Source organism: Bacillus sp. SJS, from assembly GCF_000732485.2.
Classification (GTDB): Bacteria; Bacillota; Bacilli; order Bacillales; family Bacillaceae; genus Metabacillus_B; species Metabacillus_B sediminis.
Genome location: NZ_JAQV02000004.1, coordinates 44,385 through 69,341 on the forward strand (window position 1 = coordinate 44,385; position 24,957 = coordinate 69,341).

Below are 24,957 nucleotides of genomic sequence, written 5' to 3' on the forward strand. Positions count from 1 at the left end.
ACTAAAAGAGCCGGCCCCGTTAACTGTAAAAATCAGATGGCACTTTGTTCGCTTTTTCTTGCTATAAAAGCAACCCAGTCTTCCATGACAACCGTTTCCGAAATCTCAAACCCCGCCTTAATAAGCGCGTCTCTCACATCATTTTTCTTATTAAGAATGATGCCGGATGTAATGAACCATCCGCCCTCTTTTACGAGGTTGTAAGCTTCATCTGTAAACTTCAAGATAACCTCGGCCAATATATTCGCTACGATGACATCTGCTTGTTCGGAAATTCCGGAAAGCAAGTCGTTTTGAAAAACTTCAACCTTTCCATTCACTTTGTTAAGGACTGTATTTTGCCTAGCACTTTCAACTGCCACTGGATCTAAATCCATCGCACGAACAGCTTCAGCGCCCAACAATGCAGAAGCGATACTGAGTACACCTGAGCCAGTTCCAATATCAATTACCTTGTCACCTTTTTTGACCGTACGCTCTAAGGCCTGAATGCATAGAACGGTTGTCGGATGCGTACCCGTTCCAAAAGCCATACCAGGATCAAGTTCAATAATGAGTTCATCGGAATGAACAGGCTCATACTCTTCCCAGGTAGGAACGATGGTGAATTTTTCTGATATTTTTACAGGGTGGTAATATTTTTTCCATGCAGTAGCCCAGTCTTCTTCGTTCACTTCGCTCGTCTTGAGCTGCTTTGATCCCAGATTAATCCCATACTGAGATAATCCCTCAATAGAGTTTGTAATTCCTTCAACCGTTTCGGCTAAAAAGCTGTTCATTGGCAGATAGGCCTTAATGATGACCCCCTCAGCAGGGTAGTCAAGAGGATCGAGATGGTAGATTTCTCCATACACACTTTCTCTTTCCTTTAGCAGGTCCATTTGATCTTCGATTACGACACCGCTCGCTCCAGCTTCGTGTAGTATGTTAGAGATTGGTTCTACTGCTTCTTGTGTTGTATGGATACTGATTTCTGACCATTTCATCCTCTGCCAACTCCTTCATATATTAATCGCCTTTAATTGCTCGTTTTACTTTATCGAAGAAACTTTCTTCATTCTCATCAGGCAGGTTGCCGGTTATTTCAGCAAATTCTCTGATCAGTTCTTTTTGCTTTTCAGTGAGGTTTGTAGGTGTAACAACCCGCACAACAATATGCTGGTCCCCTTGTCCGTATCCTCTGACGTTCGGTATTCCTTTTCCTTTCAGACGGAATTTAGTACCAGCTTGTGTTCCAGCAGGAACCTTCAGCTTCACTTTCCCCTGAAGAGTTGGAACTTCAATTTCATCCCCTAATGCTGCTTGGGCAAACGTTAGAGGCATTTCACAATATACATCGTCTCCATCACGCTCAAAGAAATCATGCTCCTGTATTTGGAATACGACATATAAATCTCCTGCCGGCCCGCCATTGATTCCCGGTTCGCCTTGCCCTGAAACGCGAAGCTGCTGCCCGTCATCCACGCCTGCCGGAATGTTTACTTTTATTTTTCTGCGTTTCTTCACTGTTCCATCGCCGCCGCATGTGGAGCATTTATGCTTAATCATTTTTCCAGTACCACTGCAATAATGACAGACTCTGCGGTTAACGATACGGCCAAATGGTGTATTCTGCTCAACATTCAGCTGACCTGAACCTCCGCAGTGTGAACAGGTTTCCGGAGATGTTCCGGGTTTAGCACCTGAGCCGTGACAAGTATCACACGCTTCATCTCTAGGAATTTCAATTTCCTTTTCCAATCCAAATGCCGCTTCTTCAAACTTCAATGACATGGTGTATTGCAGATCAGCTCCCTGACGCGGGGCATTCGGATCTCTTCTCCGGCCTCCGCCTCCGCCAAAAATAGAACTGAAAATATCATCAAAGCCAAATCCGCCGCCAAAGTCTCCGCCTTGTCCGCCGAATCCGCCAAATCCCTGATTCGGATCCGTATGGCCGAATTGATCATAATGGCCGCGCTTCTGATCATCGCTTAAGATTTCATATGCTTCTTTTATCTCTTTAAATTTTTGATCGGCATCTGCCTCTTTATTAATGTCCGGATGGTATTGTTTCGAAAGCTTACGGTAGGCGCGCTTGACCTCCTCTTTCGAAGCATCCTTGCCGACGCCAAGTACATCATAGTAGTCTCGCTTACTCATAATCCTCTCACTCCCGAATTCTCACATAAAGTAAATTGTATCATTTTAAAGCACATTGTAGCAATAACGAAAAGCGTAGGGCGCTTAAGTAAGGTTGTTCTGCTAAGACCGCGACGTCCTGCCGCAAAGCAGAACTGACCTGCCTCCTGCAGGCCTCAGTCTGGGGCATTGGAGCTTTTGACCGAGAGGCGCTCAAGTAAGGTTGTTCAGCTAAAAGCGCGACGTCCTGTCGCAACGCTGAACGAGCCTTCATCTTGAAGGCCCTCGACCGAAAAAGCGAAATGACCCTGCGGCACAGCGCCCGCAGCTAGACAATAAAGAAAAGCGTAGGGCGCTCAAGTAAGGTTGTTCTACTAAGACCGTTTCTTGATGTCCGCCCATTCCTTGTTTCTGCATCTTATTAAATCCCCGCTCTTTCCGTTCTTTTCTGTTCGTAAAAAAAGTCAAAGTCAAGGCAAGCCTGACTTTGACTTTTCTGGGTCGAAAACAGTTTATTTTTTATCGTTGTCGTCAACTTCCTCAAAATCTGCGTCCACTACATTGTCATCTTGCTTAGCGGAACCGCCGTCTTGAGCTTGCTGCTGTTTAGCTGCTTCTTCGTAAAGCTTCATTGACAGCTGCTGAACGATTTCTTGAAGCTCATCTTTTTTCGCTTTGATTTCTTCAAGCTCGTTTTTCTCAATCGCTGCTTTAAGCGCATCTTTCGCATCGTTAGCTTTTTTCACTTCTGCTTCGTCCACTTTGCCTTCAAGGTCTTTCAGTGTTTTTTCAGTAGTGAAAACAAGCTGATCCGCTTCATTGCGCACTTCTACTTCTTCTTTGCGTTTTTTGTCTGCATCGGCATTTTCTTCCGCTTCTTTAACCATGCGGTCGATTTCATCATCGCTTAAGCCAGTAGAAGATTTGATTGTAATAGTTTGTTCTTTGTTTGTACCAAGATCCTTCGCACGAACGTTTACGATACCGTTTTTATCAATATCGAAGCTCACTTCGATTTGAGGTACACCTCTTGGTGCAGGCGGGATATCCGTAAGCTGGAAGCGGCCAAGTGTTTTGTTGTCTGCTGACATCGGGCGCTCACCTTGAAGCACATGGATGTCAACTGCTGTTTGGCTGTCCGCCGCCGTTGAGAAGGTTTGTGATTTGCTTGTTGGAATTGTTGTATTGCGGTCAATAAGCTTTGTGAAAACACCGCCCATTGTTTCAATTCCAAGAGATAGAGGTGTTACATCAAGAAGAACGACATCCTTAACGTCTCCTGTGATCACACCGCCTTGAATGGAAGCGCCAAGCGCTACTACTTCATCCGGATTGACACCTTTATGCGGCTCTTTGCCAGTTTCTTTTTTGATTGCATCCTGTACAGCAGGAATTCGTGTAGAACCCCCAACAAGGATTACTTTATCAAGTTCGTCTCTTGAGATACCAGCATCCTGAAGTGCCTGACGCACAGGAGCCATCGTACGTTCTACAAGATCTGAAGAAAGTTCTTCAAATTTCGCTCTTGAAAGGTTAAGTTCCAAGTGAAGAGGTCCAGCTTCACCAGCAGTGATAAACGGAAGAGAAATCTGAGTAGAAGATACACCAGATAAATCTTTCTTCGCTTTTTCTGCTGCATCTTTCAAACGCTGAAGCGCCATTTTATCTTTAGAAAGATCAATGCCGTTTTCTTTTTTGAATTCAGCTACCAAATGATCAATAATTACTTGGTCAAAATCGTCTCCTCCAAGGCGGTTGTCACCTGCAGTCGAACGGACTTCGAACACACCGTCCCCCAGTTCAAGAACAGATACATCAAATGTACCGCCGCCAAGATCATAAACAAGGATCGTTTGATCTTCATCCTGTTTATCTAGACCGTAAGCAAGTGCTGCAGCAGTCGGTTCATTGATAATACGTTCAACTTCAAGACCCGCAATTCGGCCGGCATCCTTTGTAGCCTGACGTTCTGCATCGTTGAAATAAGCAGGAACTGTAATAACAGCTTTTGTAACCGGCTCGCCAAGGTAGCTTTCAGCATAGGACTTCAAGTGCTGAAGGATGACAGCTGAAATTTCCTGAGGTGTAAAGTTTTTGCCTTCTGCTTCTACTTTGTAATCTGTTCCCATATGGCGCTTAACAGACATGATCGTGTTAGGGTTTGTAATAGCCTGGCGCTTTGCCACTTCCCCTACTTGACGTTCTCCATTTTTGAAAGATACAACGGATGGTGTTGTACGGTTGCCCTCTGGATTAGGGATTACCTTTGGTTCTCCGCCTTCGAGAACAGCCACACAAGAGTTTGTTGTACCTAAGTCAATCCCGATAATTTTGCTCATAATGCTACCTCCTCAAGTTATGTACGCTTATTGACTTACTTTTACCATGGACGGGCGAATAACCCGGTCTTTCAATTTATAGCCCTTTTGAAACTCTTCAATGACCGTATTTGGTTCAAATCCCTCTTCTTCACCCTGCATAACAGCCTGATGCAAATGAGGATCGAATGTTTTTCCTACAGTCTCGATTTCCTCTACACCTTCACTTTTCAGAGCTTGGACGAGCTGACGGTGAACCATTTCCATTCCTTGAAGAATAGATTTAGTCTGTTCATCAGAAGCTTCTACCTTAAGAGCCCTGTCAAAGTTATCCAATGCCGGAAGAATTTCTGAGATCAGATTTTGCGCGCGGTATTTTTGGGCGGATTCAGCATCCATTCTTGCTCTGCGCTTATAGTTCTCAAAATCTGCCTGTACGCGGAGCAGCTTGCTTTCAGATTCCTCAACTTGTGATTCAAGGGAAGCAATCTTCTCTCTCGCTTCGCTTAGCTCGTCCGTTTCAGGCCCAGCTTCTGCAGTTTCTTCCTGAGAAAGAATCTCCTCTTCTGAAAGAGCGGATTTTTCTTCTGCTTCTTTTGCTAAATCACGTTCATTTAGATCTTTTTCATTTTCCACAATCTTTCACCTCCCTTAAATGCATGAGAAAGGGGATGGGTTTTGCCAGTCCCCATCCTTCTTTTTTCAGGCCGTTTTCACAAATTCTAATGTCAGGAAACTGCATAGGGTGCGGTTAGAATAAACGGCCTGCACACAAGCAGCATACGTTTAATAAAAAGCTGCGTTAAAAAGCAAACTCATCTTCAGCTGTAATACTGATCAGACATCGCTTTTGAAAGTCCCCCTGCAACTTTTTGGAGCAAACTGACAACTCTTGAATATTCCATCCTGGTAGGACCCAGTATGGCTATCGTTCCGATTTTCTTTTCATCAATTGAATAATCAGCAGTAATCAGACTGCAGTATTCCATCGCAGTAATCTGATTCTCTTTCCCAATTGAAATGGATAGTCCGGAATCTTTGCTGCTCAATAATTTATAAAACAGCCGTTCCTCATCAATCATCCTCAAAAGAGTTTTCACCTTTTCAAGGTCACTGAATTCCGGCTGATTCAGCATATTGGTTTTTCCGCCGAAAAAAAGCTTTTCCTGGTGATTCTTCGGCAGTAGACTGTCCTCAAAGCTTTGAAGGAACATTCCATAATTCTCAATATGCGTTTTTAATAGACTGGCTACTTCCTTGTACATTTTATCCTTAAGTTCAGAAAGTGAAACCCCTGATAGTCGTTCATTAAGGATATTGACGACTTTTTCCAAATCGCCTGGACGTATGCCTTCAGGAAGGGAAATCGGTCTGCTTTCAACATGTCCCGTATTCGTCACCATTATAGCAACCGCAGCATTTTCGCTGATTGGGATGATTTGCAAGTGTTTAAGCTGATTTTCATTCACTTTTGGCCCAAGCACAATGGTCGTGTAGCTGGTCATATCAGAAAGGATCTGAGCAGACTTCTGGACCATTTTCTCCAGTTCAAAGATCTTTTCCTCAAAAAGAGATTTGATCATTCGAACCTCATTGCTTGCCAGTCTTTTAGGAGACAGCAGATGATCAACGTAATACCTGTAGCCTTTCTCTGAAGGTATACGTCCTGAAGAAGTGTGCGGTTTTTCAATAAAGCCCAATTCTTCGAGATCTGCCATTTCATTCCGAATGGTAGCTGAGCTAAAAGATATCTCTTCTTTCTTGGACAGGGTTCTGGAACCGACAGGCTGAGCTGACTGGATGAAGTCATCAACAATTACCTGCAAAATCAGCAATTGACGATTAGTTAGCATCTGTCATCACCTCTGTTAGCACTCGTAGTTGCTGAGTGCTAATACTATTTACAAATTATCAAAACAGAAAAGAAAAGTCAATTCAAAAGTCTTCTTTTTTTATGGTGTAGCTCTGTTCCACTTGACTGTTGATTTCTACAGAAGGCGTTCCCTTTCCGCTCCAATAAACAGGTCTTTTTAAAACAGCACATGGCTTTACCATGCCTGCGGTTAAGAAAGCCCTATAAATGACTGGAACACCTCATTGCCGAGAAGCCTGCCCTGAACGGAAAGAAAGATGCTTGACTCATCTTCTTCAAGGAGTCCTTTTTGCTTTTGCTCGTTTATTGGGCTTTTAAAAACATCCGTCAGTTCCTGACCGAATTTTTGTTTAAATACTTGCTTGCTGACACCTGCAGTTTTACGAAGACCGAGGAATAGCTCTTCTTCCATTCGTTCAGCTTCCGTTACTTTATGCCTTGTCGTTATAGGGGAACCCGACTCATCAATCAATGACATGTACTTCTTCAAAGGACCGGCATTTACTTCCCTCATCCCATTTACGTACCCGTGAGCTCCTGCGCCAAAACCAAAATATTCTTCATTATTCCAGTATGTCAGGTTGTGCAGGCTTTCCATACCAGGCAGGGAAAAGTTGCTGATTTCATATTGATTAAAGCCGGCTTGCCTCATTCTGGACATTAAAAGCTCATACATGCGAGCTTCTTCTTCCTGAGGGGGCAGAGGAAGCCTGCCTTTTTGCACAAGATTATAAAAAACGGTTTTTGGTTCAATAATCAGCGAATAGGCGGAAAAATGCTGAACATCAAGAGCCAATGCCAAATCCAGCGTTCGCTCAAAATCTTCTGCAGTCTGTCCTGGAAGACCAAACATCAAATCAATGCTCAAATTATCAAAACCGGCTTTTTTCGCATCCTCGACTGTTCTAAGCACGTCGTTCTTACGGTGCACTCTGCCAATTTTCTCGAGCAGACTGTCTTCAAAACTCTGGACCCCTATACTGAACCGATTGACTCCAAAGCTTTTAAGAAGTCTCATTTTCTCGTAGGAGAGATCCCCCGGGTTTGCCTCAACCGTAAACTCAATGTTCTTATTTGAAGGAAGAAGGTGACGGCTGATTGTAGTCATAAGCTGTGTAAGCTGTGCCTCATTCAACGCTGTCGGAGTTCCTCCGCCGATAAAAATGGTATCAAGCTCCTGTTTATCGTGTGTTTGCATTACCCGGACAATTTCCGTTTGCAAATAGTCAAGATACAATTCCACCGGCTGGTTTTGGATGAAGATCTTATTAAAATCGCAGTAATGGCAGATGTATTCACAGAATGGGATATGGACATAGGCTGCTTTCACCATGATGGACTCTCCTTTTTTAATGGAAGATGCCGCAGAAATTCTGCGGCATCCCTTATCATTTTTAGTTATCATCCATTTTAAGAACGGCCATAAACGCTTCCTGCGGTACCTCAACAGAACCAACCATTTTCATGCGCTTTTTACCTTCTTTTTGTTTTTCAAGAAGCTTTCTTTTACGGGAAATGTCTCCGCCGTAACATTTAGCCAGAACGTTCTTTCTCATAGCTTTAATGGTAGAACGAGCCACAATTTTCTGACCGATCGCTGCTTGAATAGGCACCTCGAACTGCTGGCGCGGGATGAGATCTTTTAATTTTTCTACAATCACTTTTCCTCTGTCATATGCACTGTCGCGGTGAACGATAAAGGATAAAGCATCAATTGTTTCGTTATTAAGCAGGATATCCATTTTAACGAGCTTGGATTCCTTATATCCAATTAGTTCATAATCGAATGAAGCATATCCTTTTGTACTGGACTTCAGCTGATCAAAGAAATCGTACACAATTTCTGATAACGGGATTTCATAAACGATGCTCACTCGGATCTCATCCAGGTACTGCATGTCAATAAAAATTCCGCGTTTGCCCTGGCAAAGCTCCATAACGGCTCCAACGTAATCATTTGGTACCATAACGGTTGCTTTTACATATGGCTCTTCTACACGGGCAATTTTCTGAGGATCAGGCATATTGGACGGATTATCAATTCTAAGCTCTTCTCCATCTGTCAAAAACACGGTGTAAATAACACTTGGTGCTGTGGTAATTAAATCGATATTGAATTCACGTTCAATACGCTCCTGGATGATTTCCATATGAAGAAGTCCAAGGAAACCGCAGCGGAAACCAAAGCCTAGTGCCTGTGACGTTTCCGGCTCATATTGAAGTGCAGAATCATTCAGTTCCAATTTTTCAAGCGCTTCCCGTAAATCATTGTACTTGGCTGTGTCAATCGGATAAAGACCGCAATAAACCATCGGATTTAGTCTGCGGTAGCCTGGAAGCGGCTCGGCAGCACCATTTTTCGCACTGGTAATGGTATCACCCACACGGGTATCCCCGACGTTTTTGATGGCTGCTGTAAGGAATCCAACATCCCCTACCGTAAGCTCGTCCTTCATGACCGCTTTTGGCGTGAACACACCAAGCTCAAGCACTTCAAATTCTTTACCGGTAGCCATCATTTTAATTTTCTGTCCGACTTTTACGGTACCTTCCATAATCCTGATGTAAGCAACGACGCCGCGATATGAATCATACAAAGAATCAAAAATCATTGCTTGAAGAGGACCCTCAGGATCTCCTGTAGGAGCCGGAACCTTTTCTACAACCTGCTCCAGAATCTCTTCAATGCCGATCCCTGCTTTTGCGGATGCGAGAACCGCTTCTGATGCATCAAGACCTATAACATCCTCAATTTCCTTGCGAACACGTTCAGGCTCTGCGCTTGGCAAGTCGATTTTGTTGATGACTGGAAGTATTTCAAGGTTATTGTCGAGCGCCAAATACACGTTGGCAAGAGTCTGAGCTTCAATTCCCTGTGCTGCATCGACAACGAGCACGGCACCTTCGCACGCTGCAAGGCTTCTGGATACTTCATAAGTGAAATCGACATGGCCAGGGGTGTCAATCAAGTGGAAAATATATTCTTCGCCATCCTTAGCTTTATATGTAAGCTGAACGGCATTCAATTTAATCGTTATTCCACGTTCCCGTTCAAGATCCATTGAATCCAAAAGCTGCGCTTTCATTTCCCGTTGAGTTATGGCCGAAGTCTTCTCAAGGATCCTGTCTGCTAAAGTGGATTTTCCGTGATCAATATGGGCAATTATTGAGAAATTACGAATTTTAGACTGTCTTTTAAATTTATCCGGATTATTCATGATCATCTATCACTCCTACAAAACTGCGCAGTGCGCTAGCATTGATTATATCAATTGGAAATTCAACATTCAACTAATGTTTTGAAAGGAGCAGATTTGCTGCATGTAAAAACAGCTTCCTTGAAGGAAGCTGCTGCTTGTTATTGATCCTTTTCTCCCTTCACGGCGGAAATCAGTTTGCCAAAAAGGTTTTCAATACCAGAGGAAATTCCTTTAGCTGCCTCCGACAAGGGATTGAAGGCTTCCATGCTTTCGAGCTGCTTTCTTTTCGTTTCCAGGTCATGACTTGTAATGGATTGGCCGAGAACGGAGGCCTCTATGTCCTGATTTTGTCCGCCATTTTTAACAGTAAAAGCACTTTTCATATCAGGATTATCATATCCCTGAAGATTTTTCATCCCGTTCCCGGCAAGCTGCATACCCATTAAGACACCAATGAAAAGAAGGGCTGCAGTAAGGATGGATTTCACCATAAATTTTCCCATTTTGAATCCCTCGCCGTCTTATTATTTCTTCTCCGTTTTGACGTCAGCCTGAACTTTTTCTGCCTGCCAGTAAAATTCGCTGAAAACATCAGCAACGGCCTTAGTCGTATTTCTCAACTCTTCCATATTATTATCCACTCCCCCAAATTCCATAAGAAGTGAATTACCGGATAAATCCTGATTGAAAAGCCCGTTCGAATTTTTTATCTTCAATGTTACCCCTTTACTGAGCCCGGGGTATTTTTCAGAAAGTTTAGTATGAAGGCTTTTAGCCAATTCTATGTTTTTTTCACGATTCGTATTTTTCCCTCCGACTACAAATACAAGCTGAGCATAGGGTTTTCCCTTTATCGATACCGTCGTCTGAGCATGAGGTCGGGAATCACGGTGAATATCAATCAGGTACGCAAGATCTTTTCCGGAAGTCATCGCTTCCTGTACGACAGGTCTTGCTGCTGTATAGGACTGGCTATATTTCATTTTCCTGTCCTTTAAAATTTTCTGGATATCCTTTTGCTCAAAACGCGTCCCGACTCCTTGAGCCTCCAGTTCATCGGCAAGCATCTTCCCAACAAGAGTGACGTTCGCACTTTTGTGGAAGGCATCGTCAGGGTCCTTGGATGGATTTTTAAACAGAGGCAGGTAGGATTCCGTATTGTGTGTGCTGTAGATATAAACCACTTTCTTTTCTCCAGTACTATGGACGGGAGGCTTAACCGTACCCTCTGACTTTGCCGAAGCCTTGCGGAGCTCCTCAATTGATGCTTCCCGTTCCTGAAGCTGCACTTCTTCGGGAGGTGCGGATTCAAAAGGAATAATGGTACTATAGTTGCCGCCTTCACCCGCAACAATGATTTCACTGTCATATAAAGAAAACCCGGGAAGCTCCCTTCCAAGCAAACTCCGCGGATCATTCAGATTTATACTTGCAGCGAGCTTCAAAAACATGGATGACCAATCAGCGGGCTTGCTTTCCTCCGGCAGCACTTGTGTAAAGTAATGATTCTCAGTTCCCAGTAAATAAACGAATGCTTCGCCCGCAATACCGTCTGCGAGGCTGTGAATGGAAGTTGAAGCTGGTCGGTATTGGGGCTTTAATGAAGTAAGGACGCCCGACAAAACAAAAATAAATACAAGGCCCAAAAAGGCCGATATAAACAATTTTTTAATGCTTGTCCCGTTAATTGCCATGATAGGGGCTGTGCTTGTCCGTTTCATGCATATCCGTCCTCTCGCAGAATGTCTTATACATTCTATGGACCATTTGCGAGAGTTAGAACCAAATTGCTAGTGTGTGTAGGTGCCTCTATTATCATGTCCAATTTGGCCATGGAGAGCAGAATTTAAGCCGCTCGCAATGACATTGGCCATATCACTGATAAATACATCCACTTCCTTTGGTGTAACCATTAGATTATGACCAAGAGGATTTAACACTTCCTGAATGAGTGCCCGCTTTTCTTCCTCAGGGAGCGTTCCGATAATCCCTAAATAAGTTTGGCGATGTTCCTCTCCGGGAAGATCTTCTTCACTTAATTTTTTGCGCTCGCCAAAAGACATTCCCGCTGGAACAAGCGACCTGGATGGACGGTCTCCCTGTGTCATCTCTCTGCCAAAATGCTTCAGAATATAATCGATGGTATCGCTCGCAATGGTGACTGCGTCCACCACGGTCGGTATACCAATTGCAATCACTGGAATTCCAAGTGTTTCCACGCTTAATTCTTTTCGTTTGTTTCCTACGCCCGATCCCGGGTGGATCCCTGTATCCGAGATTTGAATCGTCGCATTTACCCGCTCAATTGATCTTGCCGCAAGCGCATCAATTGCAATAATAAAATCAGGTTTAATCCGATTGACAACCCCTAAAATAATGTCGCTCGTTTCAATTCCCGTAAGTCCCATTACTCCAGGAGAGATGACGCTGACCGGACGGTAGCCCTCTTGGACATTTTCAGGCTGAAGCTCAAATAAATGCCTCGTCACAAGAAGATTTTCTGCTGCAATCGGTCCAAGTGCGTCGGGTGTAACATTCCAGTTCCCTAAACCCGCAATCAGGCATGAGGCCTCTTTCTTAATTCCGAGGTTTTCAATAAATTTGCTGAATTCCCTTGCAAATACTTCGATTACCTCCTGCTGGAGATCTGTATCCTTTTGTCTGATTCCGTCTGCCTGAATGGTTAAATAATTGCCGGCCTTTTTACCTGTAGCCTCTTCACCTTCTTTATTTATTTCTACAGAAGTAAGCTTAATTTCCCCCTCTGTACGCTCCTTAACCACGATCCCCTTCACTTCGCCCTGATTTGAAGGATTAGGCTGAGCCTGGCTTTTTTCCTGCTGTTCAAGGGCAAGATCCCTTGCTTCAATTGCAAGATCGGTACGGACCGTATACTTTCCTAAATCAATCGAATCACTCATTATTTTCCCTCCTGATGATTGTCCTGGTTTTATTTTTTCCAATTAGGAGGGCAGCCATTCTGAAAGTAGGCTATCAACGAAAATTCCTTGTCAGAGGTATTGCATAACCGTGCGGGGTCTGATAAAATATCTCTTGTTCTCTATGTTGGAAATAATATCGAGTTAAATAGATCTCGATTGCTTTTTTTTAGGAGGTGAATCGGATGCCAAATATTAAATCTGCTATTAAACGTGTAAAAACAAATGATCAGCGCCGCGCTCATAACGCAACACTTAAGTCTTCTATGCGTACTGCAATCAAAAGAGTTGAGTCACTAGTTGTTAACAACGATGCTGACAATGCAAAAACTGCTCTTCAAGAAGCTGCTAAAAGAATTGACAAAGCTGCTCAAAGCGGAATCATCCACAAAAACACTGCTTCTCGCTACAAATCCCGTTTGACTAAACAAGTTAACGGATTGTCCGCGTAAGCAAAGAACAAAGAGGGCCGGCATATCGCCGGCCCTCTTTTCTTTGTGCTTTTCACAGCCTATGCTGGGATACAGCTGTATTCAACATGGAGGATTCGCGTTCACCCCCGCAGCAAATCGCCTGCACTGCTTACCTGCATGCCCGCTCCTGCCTCACTTTTCTTCGCTTCAATAAGCATAAGCAACAGGTCCAGGCTAAAGGAAATTTAATCGATTATTTTCGCGGCTTTGCAAGCTGTATTAAGAACAGCTCCAAAATTAACACCTTGTCCATGCCGCCTGTTTTCATCCCGTAATCTGCATCGGCAAGACGCTTCATCAGCTGCTTTAGTTCTTCTTCAGAAAACGACGTTGCCTGCTGTGCAGCGAGCTTTATTCTAAAAGGATGCACCTTTAACGTGCTGGCAATCTGCGGCTGGCCATAACCTCCTGCACTCAGCTGCTTCACTTGGAGAATCAGACGGAATTGCGAGGAAATAAGGGAAAGAATTTTTATCGGTTCTTCATTTGCCTTCAATAAATCGTGGAGGACGTGAAGAGCGAGGTCTGCTTTTCTAGCTGTCACATGATTAATCAATTCAAAAATATTTTGTTCAAGAGTTCTCGCAGTCAGCTCGTCCACAAGCGATTTAGTAATGACCCCTCCTGGTCCGGTATAAGCTGAAAGCTTGTGAATCTCCTGATCCATCATCATCAGACTTCCGCTCGTTAAGGATACGAGGTGTTCTGCTGCATCAGATTCCAGCTCTGTTTCCTCTGCTGCAGCCAGGGTATGCGTCCATTGGATGAGCTCTTGTTCCGATAAAGATTTAGCCTCACCGATCACAGCATTCTTTTTTAAGGCCTTTGAAATCTTTTTGCGCTCATCTAATTTTTCATATGGAGCTTGTACGATTAAAACAGTATAGGGGGCGGGTTCTTTAAGGTATTGCTCAAATCTCTCTGTATTGTGCTCTATTTTTTCTTTTTTCTTTTCTCCCGTTAGAAATGACGGATTCTTAAGGAGAACCACCCGTTTTTCTCCCATAAAAGGAAGAGTTTCGGCATCTTCAATAGCCGTTTCGACAGCTGTTTCTTCCATATCATAAATAGAGAAATTAAAATCCTTCTCATCTTCTTGGAGAGCAGCGGCTATCAATTTTTTCACCGATTGTTCCATAAGATATGTTTCTGTCCCGATCAGTAAATAAACCGGAGACAGTTTTTTAGTATTGATCTGTTTCCAAAACTGCAGCACAATGATCCAGCTCCTATGTAAAAAAACTCTACACTCATCGTAAAGAGTTTCTCTCTGTTTGGCAAGATGAAGAACGCCAAATCTTCTATGAAACGGAGGAGGGATGAAACCCCTCCATCCATATATGATAAACGTTCTTCTGCAGGTCCCGGGTTCATTCTGCAAAAAAACGATGCCGCATCTACTTCTTCTATTTTGTGTTTAAAGCAGCAGAGTATCGCTGTTAAGATCTTCTAATCAGCAGATCTTTTTACATGCGCAGGATGGATTTTTTTTCTAGTTTCCCTTATACTAATGTGGAAACAGGAGGGGTAAATGTGAATGAATTTGAGAAAAATGTGCAGAGTAAACGAAATGATGCTGTAGATTCAGGAGTTGGATTTGCTGTTTCCTTCGGATTTTTTGCAACCCTTTTCATTATTGCAACAGTCATCAAGCTTGTTGCATCCTGATTTTAAAAGAGGAATGAATGGTGATGGGAGAGACTGGCATTCAGTCTCTATTTTTTTTGCTGCCCGGGTTTACTACATCGTATGGAGGATGGTTGATAAAGGTTCCTGTTTTTCCGTTAAAAAGGAATTGGATGGTCCCGCCAGTATCCGTCCGGAGTGTCTTGACTCCTTCTTGTTTTAGCCTTTTCAGAACTTCGAGATGGGGATGTCCATACCGGTTTTTCCTTCCTGCAGATATAATCGCAGCGGAGGGCTGAATCCTCTCCAGCATGTCAGACGAGGTTGAAAACTTACTGCCATGGTGGCCGGCCTTTAAAACATCAATATTCATTTGCTGATCTGTTTTTAGCATGAAAGCCTCACCTTCCTTCTCCAAATCCCCCGTTAGAAGCCACCGCTTCCCCCCAAGACTAAATCGCAGGACAAGTGAATCTTCATTTTTGCTCTCACTCCACTTAAGCGGCCAAAGGACCTGAAAATTGATTCCTGCTTTTTTAATGACCTGCTGCCCTCTGGCTGTTTTCACTGCTATTCCTTTTTGAACGGTTTTTTCAATAAGAATTCGATCGGTTTGATCCCGGACAAACCCTCCCGGTACGATAAGCTCCCCTATCGTGATATTGTTCAAAATGTTTAAGTATTCGCCTGTATGGTCCTGGTCTGCATGACTAAGGAAAACTGTATCTATCCTTGAAATTCCTTTAGATGATAAATAGGGAAGAAGTGTATAATCTGAAAGCCGTTTTTTCTCCCTCTGATGCCTCCACTCTGCATCCTCTTCTTGAAATACAATTTTCCCTCCGGTATCAATTAAATACGTTCCCTTATTATAAGGCAGTTCAATGACCACGCAATCCCCTTGTCCAACATCCAAAAATGTTACCGATCCATTCGGATCAATATATGGAAGAATGAAATCGATGATCAGCAGCCCGGCTAAAAGGGAAATGGCCCCGATCGTTTTTTTTATCCCTTTTTCCATTGACCAAAAACAATAGATGACCCCTGCCGTATAACATAGTATGAGAAAGCTTGAGGGTTTTCCCATATTGAGAAGAAAGGGATCGGCAGCAGCAATAAATTCGGTTATCCTGTTTGTCCAATCAATCACCAAGTCTGCGATACGGATCCCGCCCTGCCAAAACGGAATTTTCATGCAAGCCATAAAAAAAGAAATGAGAGACAGTGGCATTAAGATGAATGAATAGTATGGAACATAGAAGAAATTGACGATTAAGCTGAGGAGGGACATTTCCCAAAAAGAAGATAAGATGAGGGGCATTGTGGAAATCATGGATAAGAAGGTGAGAAACAAATTCTGAACATGAATTCTTCCGCTGAACGTATTAAATATTGCAGCAGACAGCAATATACAAAAACTAATAATGAATGTGAGCTGAAATCCAGCTAAAAATAAGTTCAAGGGACTGGAAGCGAGCCATAAAAGAAATAGTAATGACAGCAGATTTAGAGGATGAATCGGCCATTTTAAAAGAAGAAACAGAAAATAGAGCTCTGCTGCCAAGACGGCTCTTACTACTGATGGCGATCCTCCTGCCAAAATCAAATAGGAAGGAAGCAGAATAAAGAGCAGGAGGGCAGAAGTTTCTCTGCTTAACCCCATCCTCATTAGCATAAACCTGCCCGCTGCGGCAATTAAAGCAACCTGCATGCCTGAGATAGCCAGCAAATGAGTGAGGCCGATTCTTTGATAAGCCTTTTCTGTATCCTGATTGATCCATTCCCGCTCTCCAAATATAAGAGCCTGAACGATTCCTGCGGATTCTGGCGAAAAATACCGGAGAATGAGCATCAGCCCCTCAGATCTCCAATTTAGCAAGGCAGCTTCGGGAGAGGAACCAGTCATGCAGTTACTTATACTGGATGACGATAATATCCAGTGAATCGATTGCGCCTCCAAGTACTCCTTATAATTAAAGCCGTTTGGAATAGTTGAATTTAGAGGAGGCTCAAGCATCCCCTTCACCTGACAGCTCATCCCCCCCTTTATTGTCTGGAGTTTTTGCTTCATGGCTTCATTAGGAATTAGCAACCGCAAGGCGACCGTTTCATGGTTATCAAGCCTAATTCTAGCGCTGAAACGATCTCCATCTGTAACAGGATGAACGGTCATCATTCCTCTTCCTGTAAAGGCTCCCTCACGGAGACTGCTTTGGCTATGATGGCTGTGGTACGAGGATAAACATAGAAAGAATAAAAACATTGCAGCAGCCAGGACACTTCCGATCACCCTCTTTTTCGATACATGGAGCAGGCATCCTCCTAATAAGAGGAGGAAACCTGTCCATTCCAAATGGTATCGGACCGAGATAACGGCAATGACAGAGGCAGCTGCACATAATACGTAATTCACACAGGCGCCTCCTAAAAATATAACTCAGGACCCTGACATAATCCGGTCAGCCCTTCTTTTCAATTCGTCCATTTCCGACTCATCTTCCACAAGCTCTTTTAACCGGCTGAGCAAATCCGTCAGCAGCTCGTCCTTTTCTGTGCCTTTCATGCTTTCCAGCTGTCTGTGCTCAACCTGCTTTACTTTTACACCTGCCTGCTGGAAAAGCTCAATGGCATACGGATGATTCTTGTAATCTGCAGAGTAAAAAACCGATTGTATACCAGCTTGAATTATTGCTTTACAGCACTGCAGGCACGGAAAATGGGTCACATAGATTTCTGCATCCTTTGTCGGCACGCCAAATTTTGCACATTGTAATATGGCATTCATTTCGGCGTGTATAGTTCTCACACAATGGCCGTCTATACAATAGCATCCTGAATCAATACAATGATCTCCACCAGCAATGGACCCATTGTACCCTCCTGCTATCATTCTTTTTTCACGTACGATGGTCGCCCCGACCGCGAGCCTGGTGCATGTACTTCTAAGTGCCAGCAAATGGCTTTGCGCCATAAAATATTGATCCCATGAAATGCGATTCATCATTTATCCCTCCGCTTTTTTACCTTCCTTTATTTTAGCGGTGCAGGAAATCCTCCGTCAAAGGTTAATTGACCTGTATCAAATCTTTTAGCTTTTCATACGTCTTATCTCCGATTCCTGAAACCTCTTTTAATTCATCTTCCGATTTAAACTTCCCATTTTCATCCCTGTATGCTAAAATGGCTTCCGCTTTAGACGGGCCAATCCCCGGAAGTGTCTGCAGATCTTCCAAAGCGGCAGTGTTCAGATTAACCTTTTTTGAATCTGGTGAAGCATTGCCGTGCGCAGTGCCGATTCCCTGAGACGGCTCTGCTTCAGCTGTTTCTCCCTTTGCCGGTATATAAATGGCTGTACCATCCTCTAAAACCGCAGCTAAATTAATTAGCTTTCCATCTGCAGATTCCAATAATCCTCCTGCATGCTCAACCGCATCCTTCACCCTGGAGCCTTCCCATAATTCATAAACTCCCGGCCGCTGGACAGATCCTTTTACATCCACCATAAAACCTTCCTTTTTAGCGCTCGTTTTCTTTTGAGCTTCTGGCTCATTGAAGACTTCCGCTTCACTGGCAGCCTGAATTTCAGCTTCTGCAGGAATCTCCTGAGCTTTTTCAGCCTTATCCGGCAGTTCTCTTGAAAACATAAAAAATACCCCGGCCAGCAGAATGAGAGACCCTGCAATCAAAAGCACCTTATACTTCTGAATAAAATCCATTCCATCACCTCTAATGATTATATTTGGTATAAGTAAAATAGGAGCTGCATAATGTGTAGGAGAATAGGCAAGTGAAGGAGGGGAAAGCCATTGAACATCGGTTTTATTGGAACGGGAAATATGGGAAGGATTCTTATCGAGGCTTTCGTTGAATCAGCGGCGGTAAAACCCCGGGAGATCCATATTACGAATCGGACTTTAGAAAAAGCTCACCATATACAATCGCAGTTTCCAGGAATACATGTAAGCGAAAACAGCGAAGAAATCGCGAGAATATGCTCTTTGATCTTCCTTTGCGTGAAGCCGCTTGATCTGCATCCTTTAGTGACGCGCCTTTCGCCTCAGCTTACAAAAGATCAATGTTTAATCTCAATAACGAGTCCGGTTTCAGCAAATCTTCTTGAATCCATTTCTCCCTGTCAGACGGCCAGAGTGATACCAAGTATTACAAACCGTGCACTAAGCGGAATATCGCTCATTACTTTTGGAAAAACATGCTCAGAAGAGAACCGGGCTAAAATTCTTCAGTTATGCGCGCAAATATCAGAACCTGTGCTAATAGAAGAGGATGTAACCAGAGTTGCATCTGATATCGTGAGCTGCGGGCCTGCATTTTTCAGCTACCTCCTTCAGCGTTTTACTGATGCGGCCGTTCAGGAAACACAAATCAGCAGGGAAATGGCGGAACAGCTTGCAGCAGGAATGATAACGGGAATGGGGAAATTGATTGAAACCGGGCATTACACGCTGCCTGGTCTGCAGAAAAAGGTTTGTGTAAAAGGCGGAGTCACCGGAGAAGGAATCGGCATTCTTGAAAAGGAGCTTGGGAACGTATTTGAGCACTTATTCAGGAAGACACATGAGAAGTTTGATGAAGATCTTTCGCTTGTCGGGGATCAATTCAGGAGCCATCACTAATTCAAATTCGTCATCGTTCTGTATAATCCTTCTATAAATTTTTAAAAAAGAAAAAAGGACGCAACTACGCGTCCTTTTTTAGTTCCTGGTTTTTTTGGCAGCAAAAAATATGCGCTCTGCCTCTTCACTTATCTCACCGGGCTGAAAATCACCAAACGACTCCAGCACTTCAAAGCCCGCATGATTGAGCCAAAGAATAAGTTTTTCAATTTCATATGTCCGCTGCTGATGAAATTCATCAATTCGCCTGTAGCACTCATCATCCTCTTTGACGAAAAAGGTAAGCTCATGCTCAACTGAATGCTCTTTTTCCCCTTCAAAGCACTGCCAAATCAAACTCACATCATCACCGGCATCAGCAAATGTTGACCCCGTAAATATGTGTTTCATTTTATATATGGAGTGAATGTCAAAAAGGAAAAGCCCATCATCATTCAGCATTTTGGCTGCCGCTCTGAAGGTGCTTTGCACATCTTGTTCTTCAAGCAAATAGTTTAGTGAATCGCAGGTAATGATAACAGCATCATAGGCAAGATCATGGCCCTCCATCTCTCTCATGTCCTGCTGAAAGAAACGAATGGGCATCTTCTTTTCTTCAGCTTTTTGGATGGCGAGAGCGAGCATGTCCTCACTTAAGTCTGCACCTGTCATCTCATAGCCTTTTTCATGAAGCAGCAAAGTGATTTCCCCAGTCCCGCAAGCAAGATCCATTACTTTTCTGCCTTTATTTCCGTACTTTATTATTAAGGAATCAAGCAAGTCTGCCCAATCCTGATAAGGAACATCCTCCATCAGATGATCATAGACACCCGCAAAGCCCTGATACATCATGCTTCAAGCAGCTTGGCCACATCTTCAGACGGGGCGTCTCCCCAAAGTTTTTCAAGATTGTAATAAAGGCGTTCATCGCGGTGAAAAACATGCGCTATTACATCGCCAAGGTCCACGAGAATCCAGCGTGCTTCATCGAATCCTTCCATTTTTTTAACCTGAATTCCATGCTCGTCCGCTTTATCTTTAATTTCACGGGCAATCGCCTGAACTTGTTTATCTGAATTACCATGGCAAATTAAAAAATAATCCGCAATGAGTGATAATCCTTTCATTCGCAATGCGACCATATCTTCTGCTCTTTTATCATCTGCAGCAGCTGCAGCCAGTTTTAAAATGTCTTTTTCATTCATTCTGAATTCAAATCCTCCCGTTTTGCTAAGATCAAATCGTTATAAGCTTCAATTGTCATTGGATAAACAGCCTGATTTTTCTTAAGCAAAAACATAATTGTGTTTTGCAATGATAGAATCATCGCTTCATTCAAGTCCCTTTTAGCAGCTTCTCTTGCCTCTTCTGCACCCGGAAACCTTCTTCCGGGTTCAATATAATCCGCAACATATATGACCTTTTCAAGCACGCTCATACCAGCCTTGCCTGATGTATGGTAACGGATTGCGTCAAGTACTTCCAGATCTTCTATACCCGCTTCTTTTTGGACAAGGTAAGCGCCTGCGGGTGCGTGCCATAATTCTTCGTTATGGATAAGCAGGTCTCTTCTCATGTTCTGATCGAGAATAATCTGCCTCATTTCTTCCTTTTGCCTGAACTTTGCATAGTCGTGGAAAATAGCAGCCATTTCTGCCTTCCTAAAGTCCGCGCCATATTTTCCCGCAAGTTCAATAGCCGTTTCCATAACACCAAGGGTGTGCTGATAGCGATGGTCTGTCAGCTGTTCCTTTACAATAGCTAAAGCTTGCTTACGTTCCATACAGCCCCTTCTCCTTAATAAAGTCCATTATTTTATCCTGCATCAGATAACTCGTTGTTATGCCTTGTTCAATCCGGTTCCTGATCATCGATGATGATACGTCAAATTGAGGAACGTCGACCATAGTTAAATTGTAGTTTGTAGCCGGAGAATAGCCCGGCCTGCCGACACCCACAAACCGAACCATAGATAAAAGCTGATCGACCCGGTTCCATTTTGGCAAATACTCAATCATATCTGCTCCTATAATAAAAGAAAAATGATAGTCCGGGTATTTTTCCTTTAACAGCACAATCGTATCATATGTATAGGAAGGACCGGTCCTTTCAAGTTCAATGGGTTCCACCAGGAATCCTTCTTTTCCGCTGACAGCAAGCTTGAGCATTTCGCACCGGTCGATAGGACTTGAATGCTCTTCATCCTGTTTATGAGGAGGAAGGCTGTTTGGCAAAAACCATATTTCATCCAATGACAGGGCAGCCTTTACTTCGCTGGCCATAAGCAGGTGACCGTAATGGGGCGGATCAAAAGTTCCGCCAAAAACGCCAATTTCCTTCATCCTTAAATCCCCTTCGTCAGTTAGGAAGCTTAATCTGCTTATTCTCCCGTGATTCTTTATAAAGGACAATCGTATTACCAATAACTTGAACTAGCTCCGCTCTTGCTCCTCTGGATAGTCTGTCGGCAACTTCATCTTTATCTTCATCACAGTTTTGAAGAATGCTTACCTTAAGAAGTTCTCTTCCCTCTAAAGCTTCTTCAATTTGCTTAATCATATTATCATTGACGCCGCCCTTTCCTACTTGAAAAATAGGGTTAAGATGGTGTGCTTCCGCACGTAAAAAACGTTTTTGTTTACCTGTAAGCATGTTAATTACCTCCTAATTTTTCCATAACCACTGATTCCATAATTTGAATGTCGGGCATTATACCTGTCCAGTAACGGAAGGAAAGCGCAGCCTGATAAATAAACATCCCAACCCCCGTAACAGTGCGGCAGCCACGCTGCTCCGCATCCTTCATAAAAGCTGTTTTTACCGGGTTGTATATAATATCACTTACGAGCGTTCCTTCTGTAATATTTTCCAGGGAAATCGGCTGATCATTCAATTTCGGTGCCATTCCAATAGAGGTTGTCTGAATGACAAGCTGGTATTCACCAAGATGGTACTCAGCTTCCTCCAAACTTAATGGCCGGCCAGGAACAGACAAATCACATTCCCGGATGATCGCCTCCGCTTTTTCTTTTGTTCTGTTCGCCAGATCTATTCTTCCCGTTTGAGCGTGTGCCAGTGCCGTATAGATCCCTCTTGCAGCTCCGCCTGCTCCAATAATTAAGCAATTCATTTCAGACAGCGGGGATGCTAAATATGGTTTGATGGACTCCAAATACCCGGGTCCATCTGTATTATATCCGGTCAAAACTCCGTTGCGGTTTACGATGGTGTTGACCGCTCCCATTTCTGTAGCGGTTTTATCCACATGATCTAAATAGGCGAGTACGTTCTCTTTATGGGGAATGGTTACGTTCACTCCCTTTATGCCAAGAGCCCTCATTCCGTTTATTGCTGCACCAAGCTGGTCTTTTTCAACATGAAACCTGTGATAGACTGCATCCAATTTCTGGTCCGAAAAGGAACGGTTATGGATTTCAGGTGACATGGAATGGCCAACGGGACATCCGATTATACCATATAAATCTGACATTTAAGCTCCCCCTTTAAAGAAGTGCTTCAGATAAGCGAAGTTCTTAAGCCTACATACACACCTTTTGGTGCATAGGCAACAATTTTCTTATTGGGTTCGTTCACTGTAACCCAGCCTAAGCCTGAAAATACAATGTCCGTTTTTTCGTTCTTTATTGTAAACGTATGCGGAACAAGCTCTGGAAACTCTTCAAGCTGATCAGGTCTTGGCGGAGATAAAAGTTCTCCTCGATGGGTCTCATATAGAGTATCCGCCTGCTCGAGCTTAGTACGGTGAATATAGAGCTCATTCGGGATGTAGCAGGTGAAAGTACTCCTTCCTCCCTGAATAAAATCGAACCTTGCCAGGCCTCCAAAGAACAAAGTCTGTTCTTCATTCAGCTGGAATACTTTGGGCTTGATTTCTTTTTTGGGGGATAGGAGCTTCAAATCGTCCTGATTCACAAAATGAGCCATCTGATGATGATTAATAATCCCAGGAGTGTCATAAAGTGCAGATCCGTCATCTAGAGGAATTTCTATTAAATCAAGGGTCGTTCCAGGGTAGTGAGAGGTTGTAATCAGATCCTGCTCTCCAGCCACTTCTTTAATGATGCGGTTAATAAATGTAGATTTCCCTACATTCGTACAGCCAACCACATAGACATCTTTTCCATCACGATAATGTTCAATCGCTTCGGCCACTTCTTTAACGCCCTGCCCTCTCGATGAACTCACTAAGAAAATATCGATTGGTTTCAGCCCGTTTTCTTTCGCTTCCCGCTGCATCCATTGAATCAGCTTTTGTTTCTTGACTGATTTAGGCAGAATGTCAGCCTTATTAGCTACCAGCAAAATGGGATTGTTTCCTGCAAAACGCTGTATCCCGCTAATCCAGCTCCCGTTAAAATCAAAGATATCGACAATCTTAACGATCAGTGAGTCTGTTTCTCCAACTCCATGAAGAATTTTTAAAAAATCAGCATCAGTCAGAGCCACGTCCTGAATTTCATTATAATTTTTCAGCCTGAAGCAACGCTGGCATATAACTGGTTCTCTCAGCAGTGCGCTTGGAGGGGTATATCCAACTCCTTCAGGATTCTCTGTTTGAATAACGGCTCCGCAGCCAACACAGGTAATTTCTTCTCTCACTTCTTTTCCTCCCATTGAATCATGCCTTTTTTCTTTAAAGTATCCATGATTCGGCGCTCAATTTTACGGTTGAATTTCGTCATGGCTCCATCTGTAGAAGCTACAGGAACTACAAGAATTGTATGGAATCCGTTCCGGTTTCCTCCAAGTACATCCGTAAGGAGCTGATCTCCGATCACAACTACTTCCTCTTTTTTTAGCTGCATATCATTAATGGCTTTCCTGAATGCACGGCCCATCGGCTTCCTGGCTTTATAGATGAACGGAATACGCAGAGGATCTGAAAAATCCTTCACGCGTTTTTCCACGTTATTTGATACAATGGTAACTTTAATTCCGCTGTCGTTCATCTCTTTGAACCACTCGATCAATTTGGGCGTTGCACTGGGCCTGTCCCATTCAACAAGTGTGTTATCCAAGTCCGTGATAATGCCTTTTATATTGCGTTCCTTAAGCTTGTAAGGGTTAATCTCAAAAATACTCTTAACAAATTCGCCTGGTAAAAACATTTTTAACAAGGGGCTCACACCTCTAAGTTCATATTTAGCCATTCTCCATCTTACCCAATTTCGACAAATCTTTCAAAAAAATCTTCAAAAATCGCGGATTAATGGTAATATAAAGAAAATTTTTCGACAGATACCGGCTCTTTCCTACACCTGTGGATAACTATATACACATTATCCACCCTTTTATTTCAAAATTTTCCAGGTTTATAAACAACCTACTAACAGGTTATCCACTTTTACTTGTGGATAACAGAACGATTGTTCCTCTACCTTAAACATGTTAGATTTAAGTCAGTCATAAAGAAACTACTATCCTATGCACAGGGACAAGCATTTAGTCCATTTTTTCCAGGGAGGTGACCTGCCAATCATTTGGCCAGCCAGTATGCGTAAATTATCCGATGAGCTGTTGATTGAATCTTATTATAAAGCAACAGAATTAAAACTCAGCCACGATTTTATCGAGTTAATCGAATCTGAAATAAAGCGCCGCTCTCTTGCCCACATGCTGAGAAACTCATGAGGCAGGGGGTTGAGCGCTTTTCTTTTATTAAGCCATACCCTAAATCACAGAGCTCAAAATCATGAATGCATGCTATTATAACATGCCTGAACCCCTAACCTCCACCCGGCCTGCAAGAAGACCTGAAGCAGACACCTCA

26 protein-coding genes are annotated in these 24,957 nt (G+C 43.3%); 4 read left to right on the plus strand and 22 right to left on the minus strand.

What is annotated here, in order from left to right:
* Nucleotides 1-32: 32 nt before the first annotated feature.
* The 10 genes from prmA to gpr form a co-directional block, all read right to left on the minus strand.
* Nucleotides 33-986: a 50S ribosomal protein L11 methyltransferase gene (gene prmA / locus AS29_RS02385; protein ID WP_035405150.1), complete on the minus strand. Its 954-nt coding sequence runs from the start codon at nucleotides 984-986 to the stop codon at nucleotides 33-35.
* 22 nt (nucleotides 987-1,008) lie between these two features.
* Complete coding sequence (dnaJ, locus tag AS29_RS02390; RefSeq protein ID WP_035405151.1) at nucleotides 1,009-2,142, minus strand: molecular chaperone DnaJ; 1,134 nt, start codon at nucleotides 2,140-2,142, stop codon at nucleotides 1,009-1,011.
* A gap of 491 nt (nucleotides 2,143-2,633) precedes the next feature.
* Nucleotides 2,634-4,460, minus strand: coding sequence for a molecular chaperone DnaK (gene dnaK, locus AS29_RS02395; protein ID WP_035405152.1), 1,827 nt, complete (start codon nucleotides 4,458-4,460; stop codon nucleotides 2,634-2,636).
* Between the two features lie 27 nt (nucleotides 4,461-4,487).
* A complete protein-coding gene (grpE, locus tag AS29_RS02400) occupies nucleotides 4,488-5,075 on the minus strand; it encodes a nucleotide exchange factor GrpE (RefSeq protein WP_156505840.1) in 588 nt (195 codons plus the stop codon).
* Between the two features lie 185 nt (nucleotides 5,076-5,260).
* On the minus strand, nucleotides 5,261-6,292 hold the full coding sequence (hrcA, locus tag AS29_RS02405) for a heat-inducible transcriptional repressor HrcA (protein WP_035405155.1): 1,032 nt from the start codon (nucleotides 6,290-6,292) through the stop codon (nucleotides 5,261-5,263).
* Between the two features lie 210 nt (nucleotides 6,293-6,502).
* The gene (hemW, locus tag AS29_RS02410; protein ID WP_156505841.1) at nucleotides 6,503-7,645 is read right to left on the minus strand and encodes a radical SAM family heme chaperone HemW; all 1,143 of its coding nucleotides are present in this window, start codon (nucleotides 7,643-7,645) and stop codon (nucleotides 6,503-6,505) included.
* A gap of 61 nt (nucleotides 7,646-7,706) precedes the next feature.
* On the minus strand, nucleotides 7,707-9,530 hold the full coding sequence (gene lepA, locus AS29_RS02415; protein ID WP_035405373.1) for a translation elongation factor 4: 1,824 nt from the start codon (nucleotides 9,528-9,530) through the stop codon (nucleotides 7,707-7,709).
* Between the two features lie 140 nt (nucleotides 9,531-9,670).
* The gene (locus tag AS29_RS02420; protein WP_035405156.1) at nucleotides 9,671-10,015 is read right to left on the minus strand and encodes a DUF3679 domain-containing protein; all 345 of its coding nucleotides are present in this window, start codon (nucleotides 10,013-10,015) and stop codon (nucleotides 9,671-9,673) included.
* A gap of 21 nt (nucleotides 10,016-10,036) precedes the next feature.
* Nucleotides 10,037-11,233, minus strand: coding sequence for a stage II sporulation protein P (gene spoIIP / locus AS29_RS02425; RefSeq protein ID WP_035405158.1), 1,197 nt, complete (start codon nucleotides 11,231-11,233; stop codon nucleotides 10,037-10,039).
* Between the two features lie 69 nt (nucleotides 11,234-11,302).
* Nucleotides 11,303-12,433: a GPR endopeptidase gene (gpr, locus tag AS29_RS02430; protein ID WP_035405159.1), complete on the minus strand. Its 1,131-nt coding sequence runs from the start codon at nucleotides 12,431-12,433 to the stop codon at nucleotides 11,303-11,305.
* Between the two features lie 203 nt (nucleotides 12,434-12,636).
* Here gpr and rpsT point away from each other — a divergent pair, with 203 nt between their 5' ends.
* Nucleotides 12,637-12,903, plus strand: coding sequence for a 30S ribosomal protein S20 (rpsT, locus tag AS29_RS02435; RefSeq protein WP_035405160.1), 267 nt, complete (start codon nucleotides 12,637-12,639; stop codon nucleotides 12,901-12,903).
* Nucleotides 12,904-13,117: 214 nt separating this feature from the next.
* On the opposite strand, the gene holA is transcribed toward rpsT, so the two are convergent.
* Nucleotides 13,118-14,143, minus strand: a complete 1,026-nt coding sequence (gene holA, locus AS29_RS02440; RefSeq protein WP_051860567.1) for a DNA polymerase III subunit delta — start codon at nucleotides 14,141-14,143, stop codon at nucleotides 13,118-13,120.
* A gap of 314 nt (nucleotides 14,144-14,457) precedes the next feature.
* Here holA and AS29_RS02445 point away from each other — a divergent pair, with 314 nt between their 5' ends.
* Nucleotides 14,458-14,592, plus strand: coding sequence for a YqzM family protein (locus AS29_RS02445; RefSeq protein ID WP_035405161.1), 135 nt, complete (start codon nucleotides 14,458-14,460; stop codon nucleotides 14,590-14,592).
* A gap of 40 nt (nucleotides 14,593-14,632) precedes the next feature.
* Here the strand turns inward: AS29_RS02445 and AS29_RS02450 are convergent, their stop codons facing one another.
* From AS29_RS02450 to AS29_RS02460, 3 genes are all read right to left on the minus strand, one after another.
* The gene (locus AS29_RS02450) at nucleotides 14,633-16,966 is read right to left on the minus strand and encodes a DNA internalization-related competence protein ComEC/Rec2 (RefSeq protein ID WP_035405162.1); all 2,334 of its coding nucleotides are present in this window, start codon (nucleotides 16,964-16,966) and stop codon (nucleotides 14,633-14,635) included.
* 24 nt (nucleotides 16,967-16,990) lie between these two features.
* Nucleotides 16,991-17,554 (minus strand): ComE operon protein 2, encoded by a 564-nt coding sequence (locus tag AS29_RS02455; protein WP_035405163.1) that lies wholly within the window; start codon nucleotides 17,552-17,554, stop codon nucleotides 16,991-16,993.
* 64 nt (nucleotides 17,555-17,618) lie between these two features.
* On the minus strand, nucleotides 17,619-18,269 hold the full coding sequence (locus AS29_RS02460) for a helix-hairpin-helix domain-containing protein (protein ID WP_035405164.1): 651 nt from the start codon (nucleotides 18,267-18,269) through the stop codon (nucleotides 17,619-17,621).
* Nucleotides 18,270-18,359: 90 nt separating this feature from the next.
* On the opposite strand from AS29_RS02460, the gene comER reads away from it, so the two are divergent.
* Nucleotides 18,360-19,187 carry a late competence protein ComER gene (comER, locus tag AS29_RS02465; RefSeq protein WP_035405166.1) on the plus strand — a complete coding sequence of 276 codons (828 nt, stop codon included), beginning with the start codon at nucleotides 18,360-18,362 and terminating at the stop codon, nucleotides 19,185-19,187.
* Between the two features lie 78 nt (nucleotides 19,188-19,265).
* On the opposite strand, the gene AS29_RS02470 is transcribed toward comER, so the two are convergent.
* From AS29_RS02470 to AS29_RS02505, 8 genes are read right to left on the minus strand one after another with little or no spacing between them, the layout of a single operon-like run.
* Nucleotides 19,266-20,018, minus strand: coding sequence for a class I SAM-dependent DNA methyltransferase (locus AS29_RS02470; RefSeq protein WP_035405168.1), 753 nt, complete (start codon nucleotides 20,016-20,018; stop codon nucleotides 19,266-19,268).
* Nucleotides 20,015-20,371, minus strand: coding sequence for a ribosome silencing factor (gene rsfS / locus AS29_RS02475; protein ID WP_035405169.1), 357 nt, complete (start codon nucleotides 20,369-20,371; stop codon nucleotides 20,015-20,017). Before rsfS ends, AS29_RS02470 begins: the two co-directional genes overlap by 4 nt.
* Nucleotides 20,368-20,949 carry a bis(5'-nucleosyl)-tetraphosphatase (symmetrical) YqeK gene (gene yqeK / locus AS29_RS02480; RefSeq protein ID WP_035405171.1) on the minus strand — a complete coding sequence of 194 codons (582 nt, stop codon included), beginning with the start codon at nucleotides 20,947-20,949 and terminating at the stop codon, nucleotides 20,368-20,370. The genes rsfS and yqeK overlap by 4 nt, the downstream gene beginning before the upstream one ends.
* Entirely contained in the window at nucleotides 20,939-21,508 is a 570-nt protein-coding gene (locus tag AS29_RS02485; protein ID WP_035405173.1) for a nicotinate-nucleotide adenylyltransferase, read from the minus strand. Before AS29_RS02485 ends, yqeK begins: the two co-directional genes overlap by 11 nt.
* Before the next feature lie 16 nt (nucleotides 21,509-21,524).
* Nucleotides 21,525-21,818, minus strand: a complete 294-nt coding sequence (gene yhbY, locus AS29_RS02490) for a ribosome assembly RNA-binding protein YhbY (RefSeq protein WP_035405175.1) — start codon at nucleotides 21,816-21,818, stop codon at nucleotides 21,525-21,527.
* Nucleotide 21,819: 1 nt separating this feature from the next.
* On the minus strand, nucleotides 21,820-22,656 hold the full coding sequence (gene aroE / locus AS29_RS02495; RefSeq protein WP_035405177.1) for a shikimate dehydrogenase: 837 nt from the start codon (nucleotides 22,654-22,656) through the stop codon (nucleotides 21,820-21,822).
* A 26-nt stretch (nucleotides 22,657-22,682) separates the two neighbouring features.
* Nucleotides 22,683-23,801, minus strand: a complete 1,119-nt coding sequence (yqeH, locus tag AS29_RS02500; protein ID WP_035405179.1) for a ribosome biogenesis GTPase YqeH — start codon at nucleotides 23,799-23,801, stop codon at nucleotides 22,683-22,685.
* Complete coding sequence (locus AS29_RS02505; protein ID WP_156505850.1) at nucleotides 23,783-24,295, minus strand: YqeG family HAD IIIA-type phosphatase; 513 nt, start codon at nucleotides 24,293-24,295, stop codon at nucleotides 23,783-23,785. Before AS29_RS02505 ends, yqeH begins: the two co-directional genes overlap by 19 nt.
* A gap of 385 nt (nucleotides 24,296-24,680) precedes the next feature.
* Here AS29_RS02505 and AS29_RS02510 point away from each other — a divergent pair, with 385 nt between their 5' ends.
* Complete coding sequence (locus AS29_RS02510; RefSeq protein WP_035405183.1) at nucleotides 24,681-24,818, plus strand: sporulation histidine kinase inhibitor Sda; 138 nt, start codon at nucleotides 24,681-24,683, stop codon at nucleotides 24,816-24,818.
* Nucleotides 24,819-24,957: the final 139 nt, after the last annotated feature.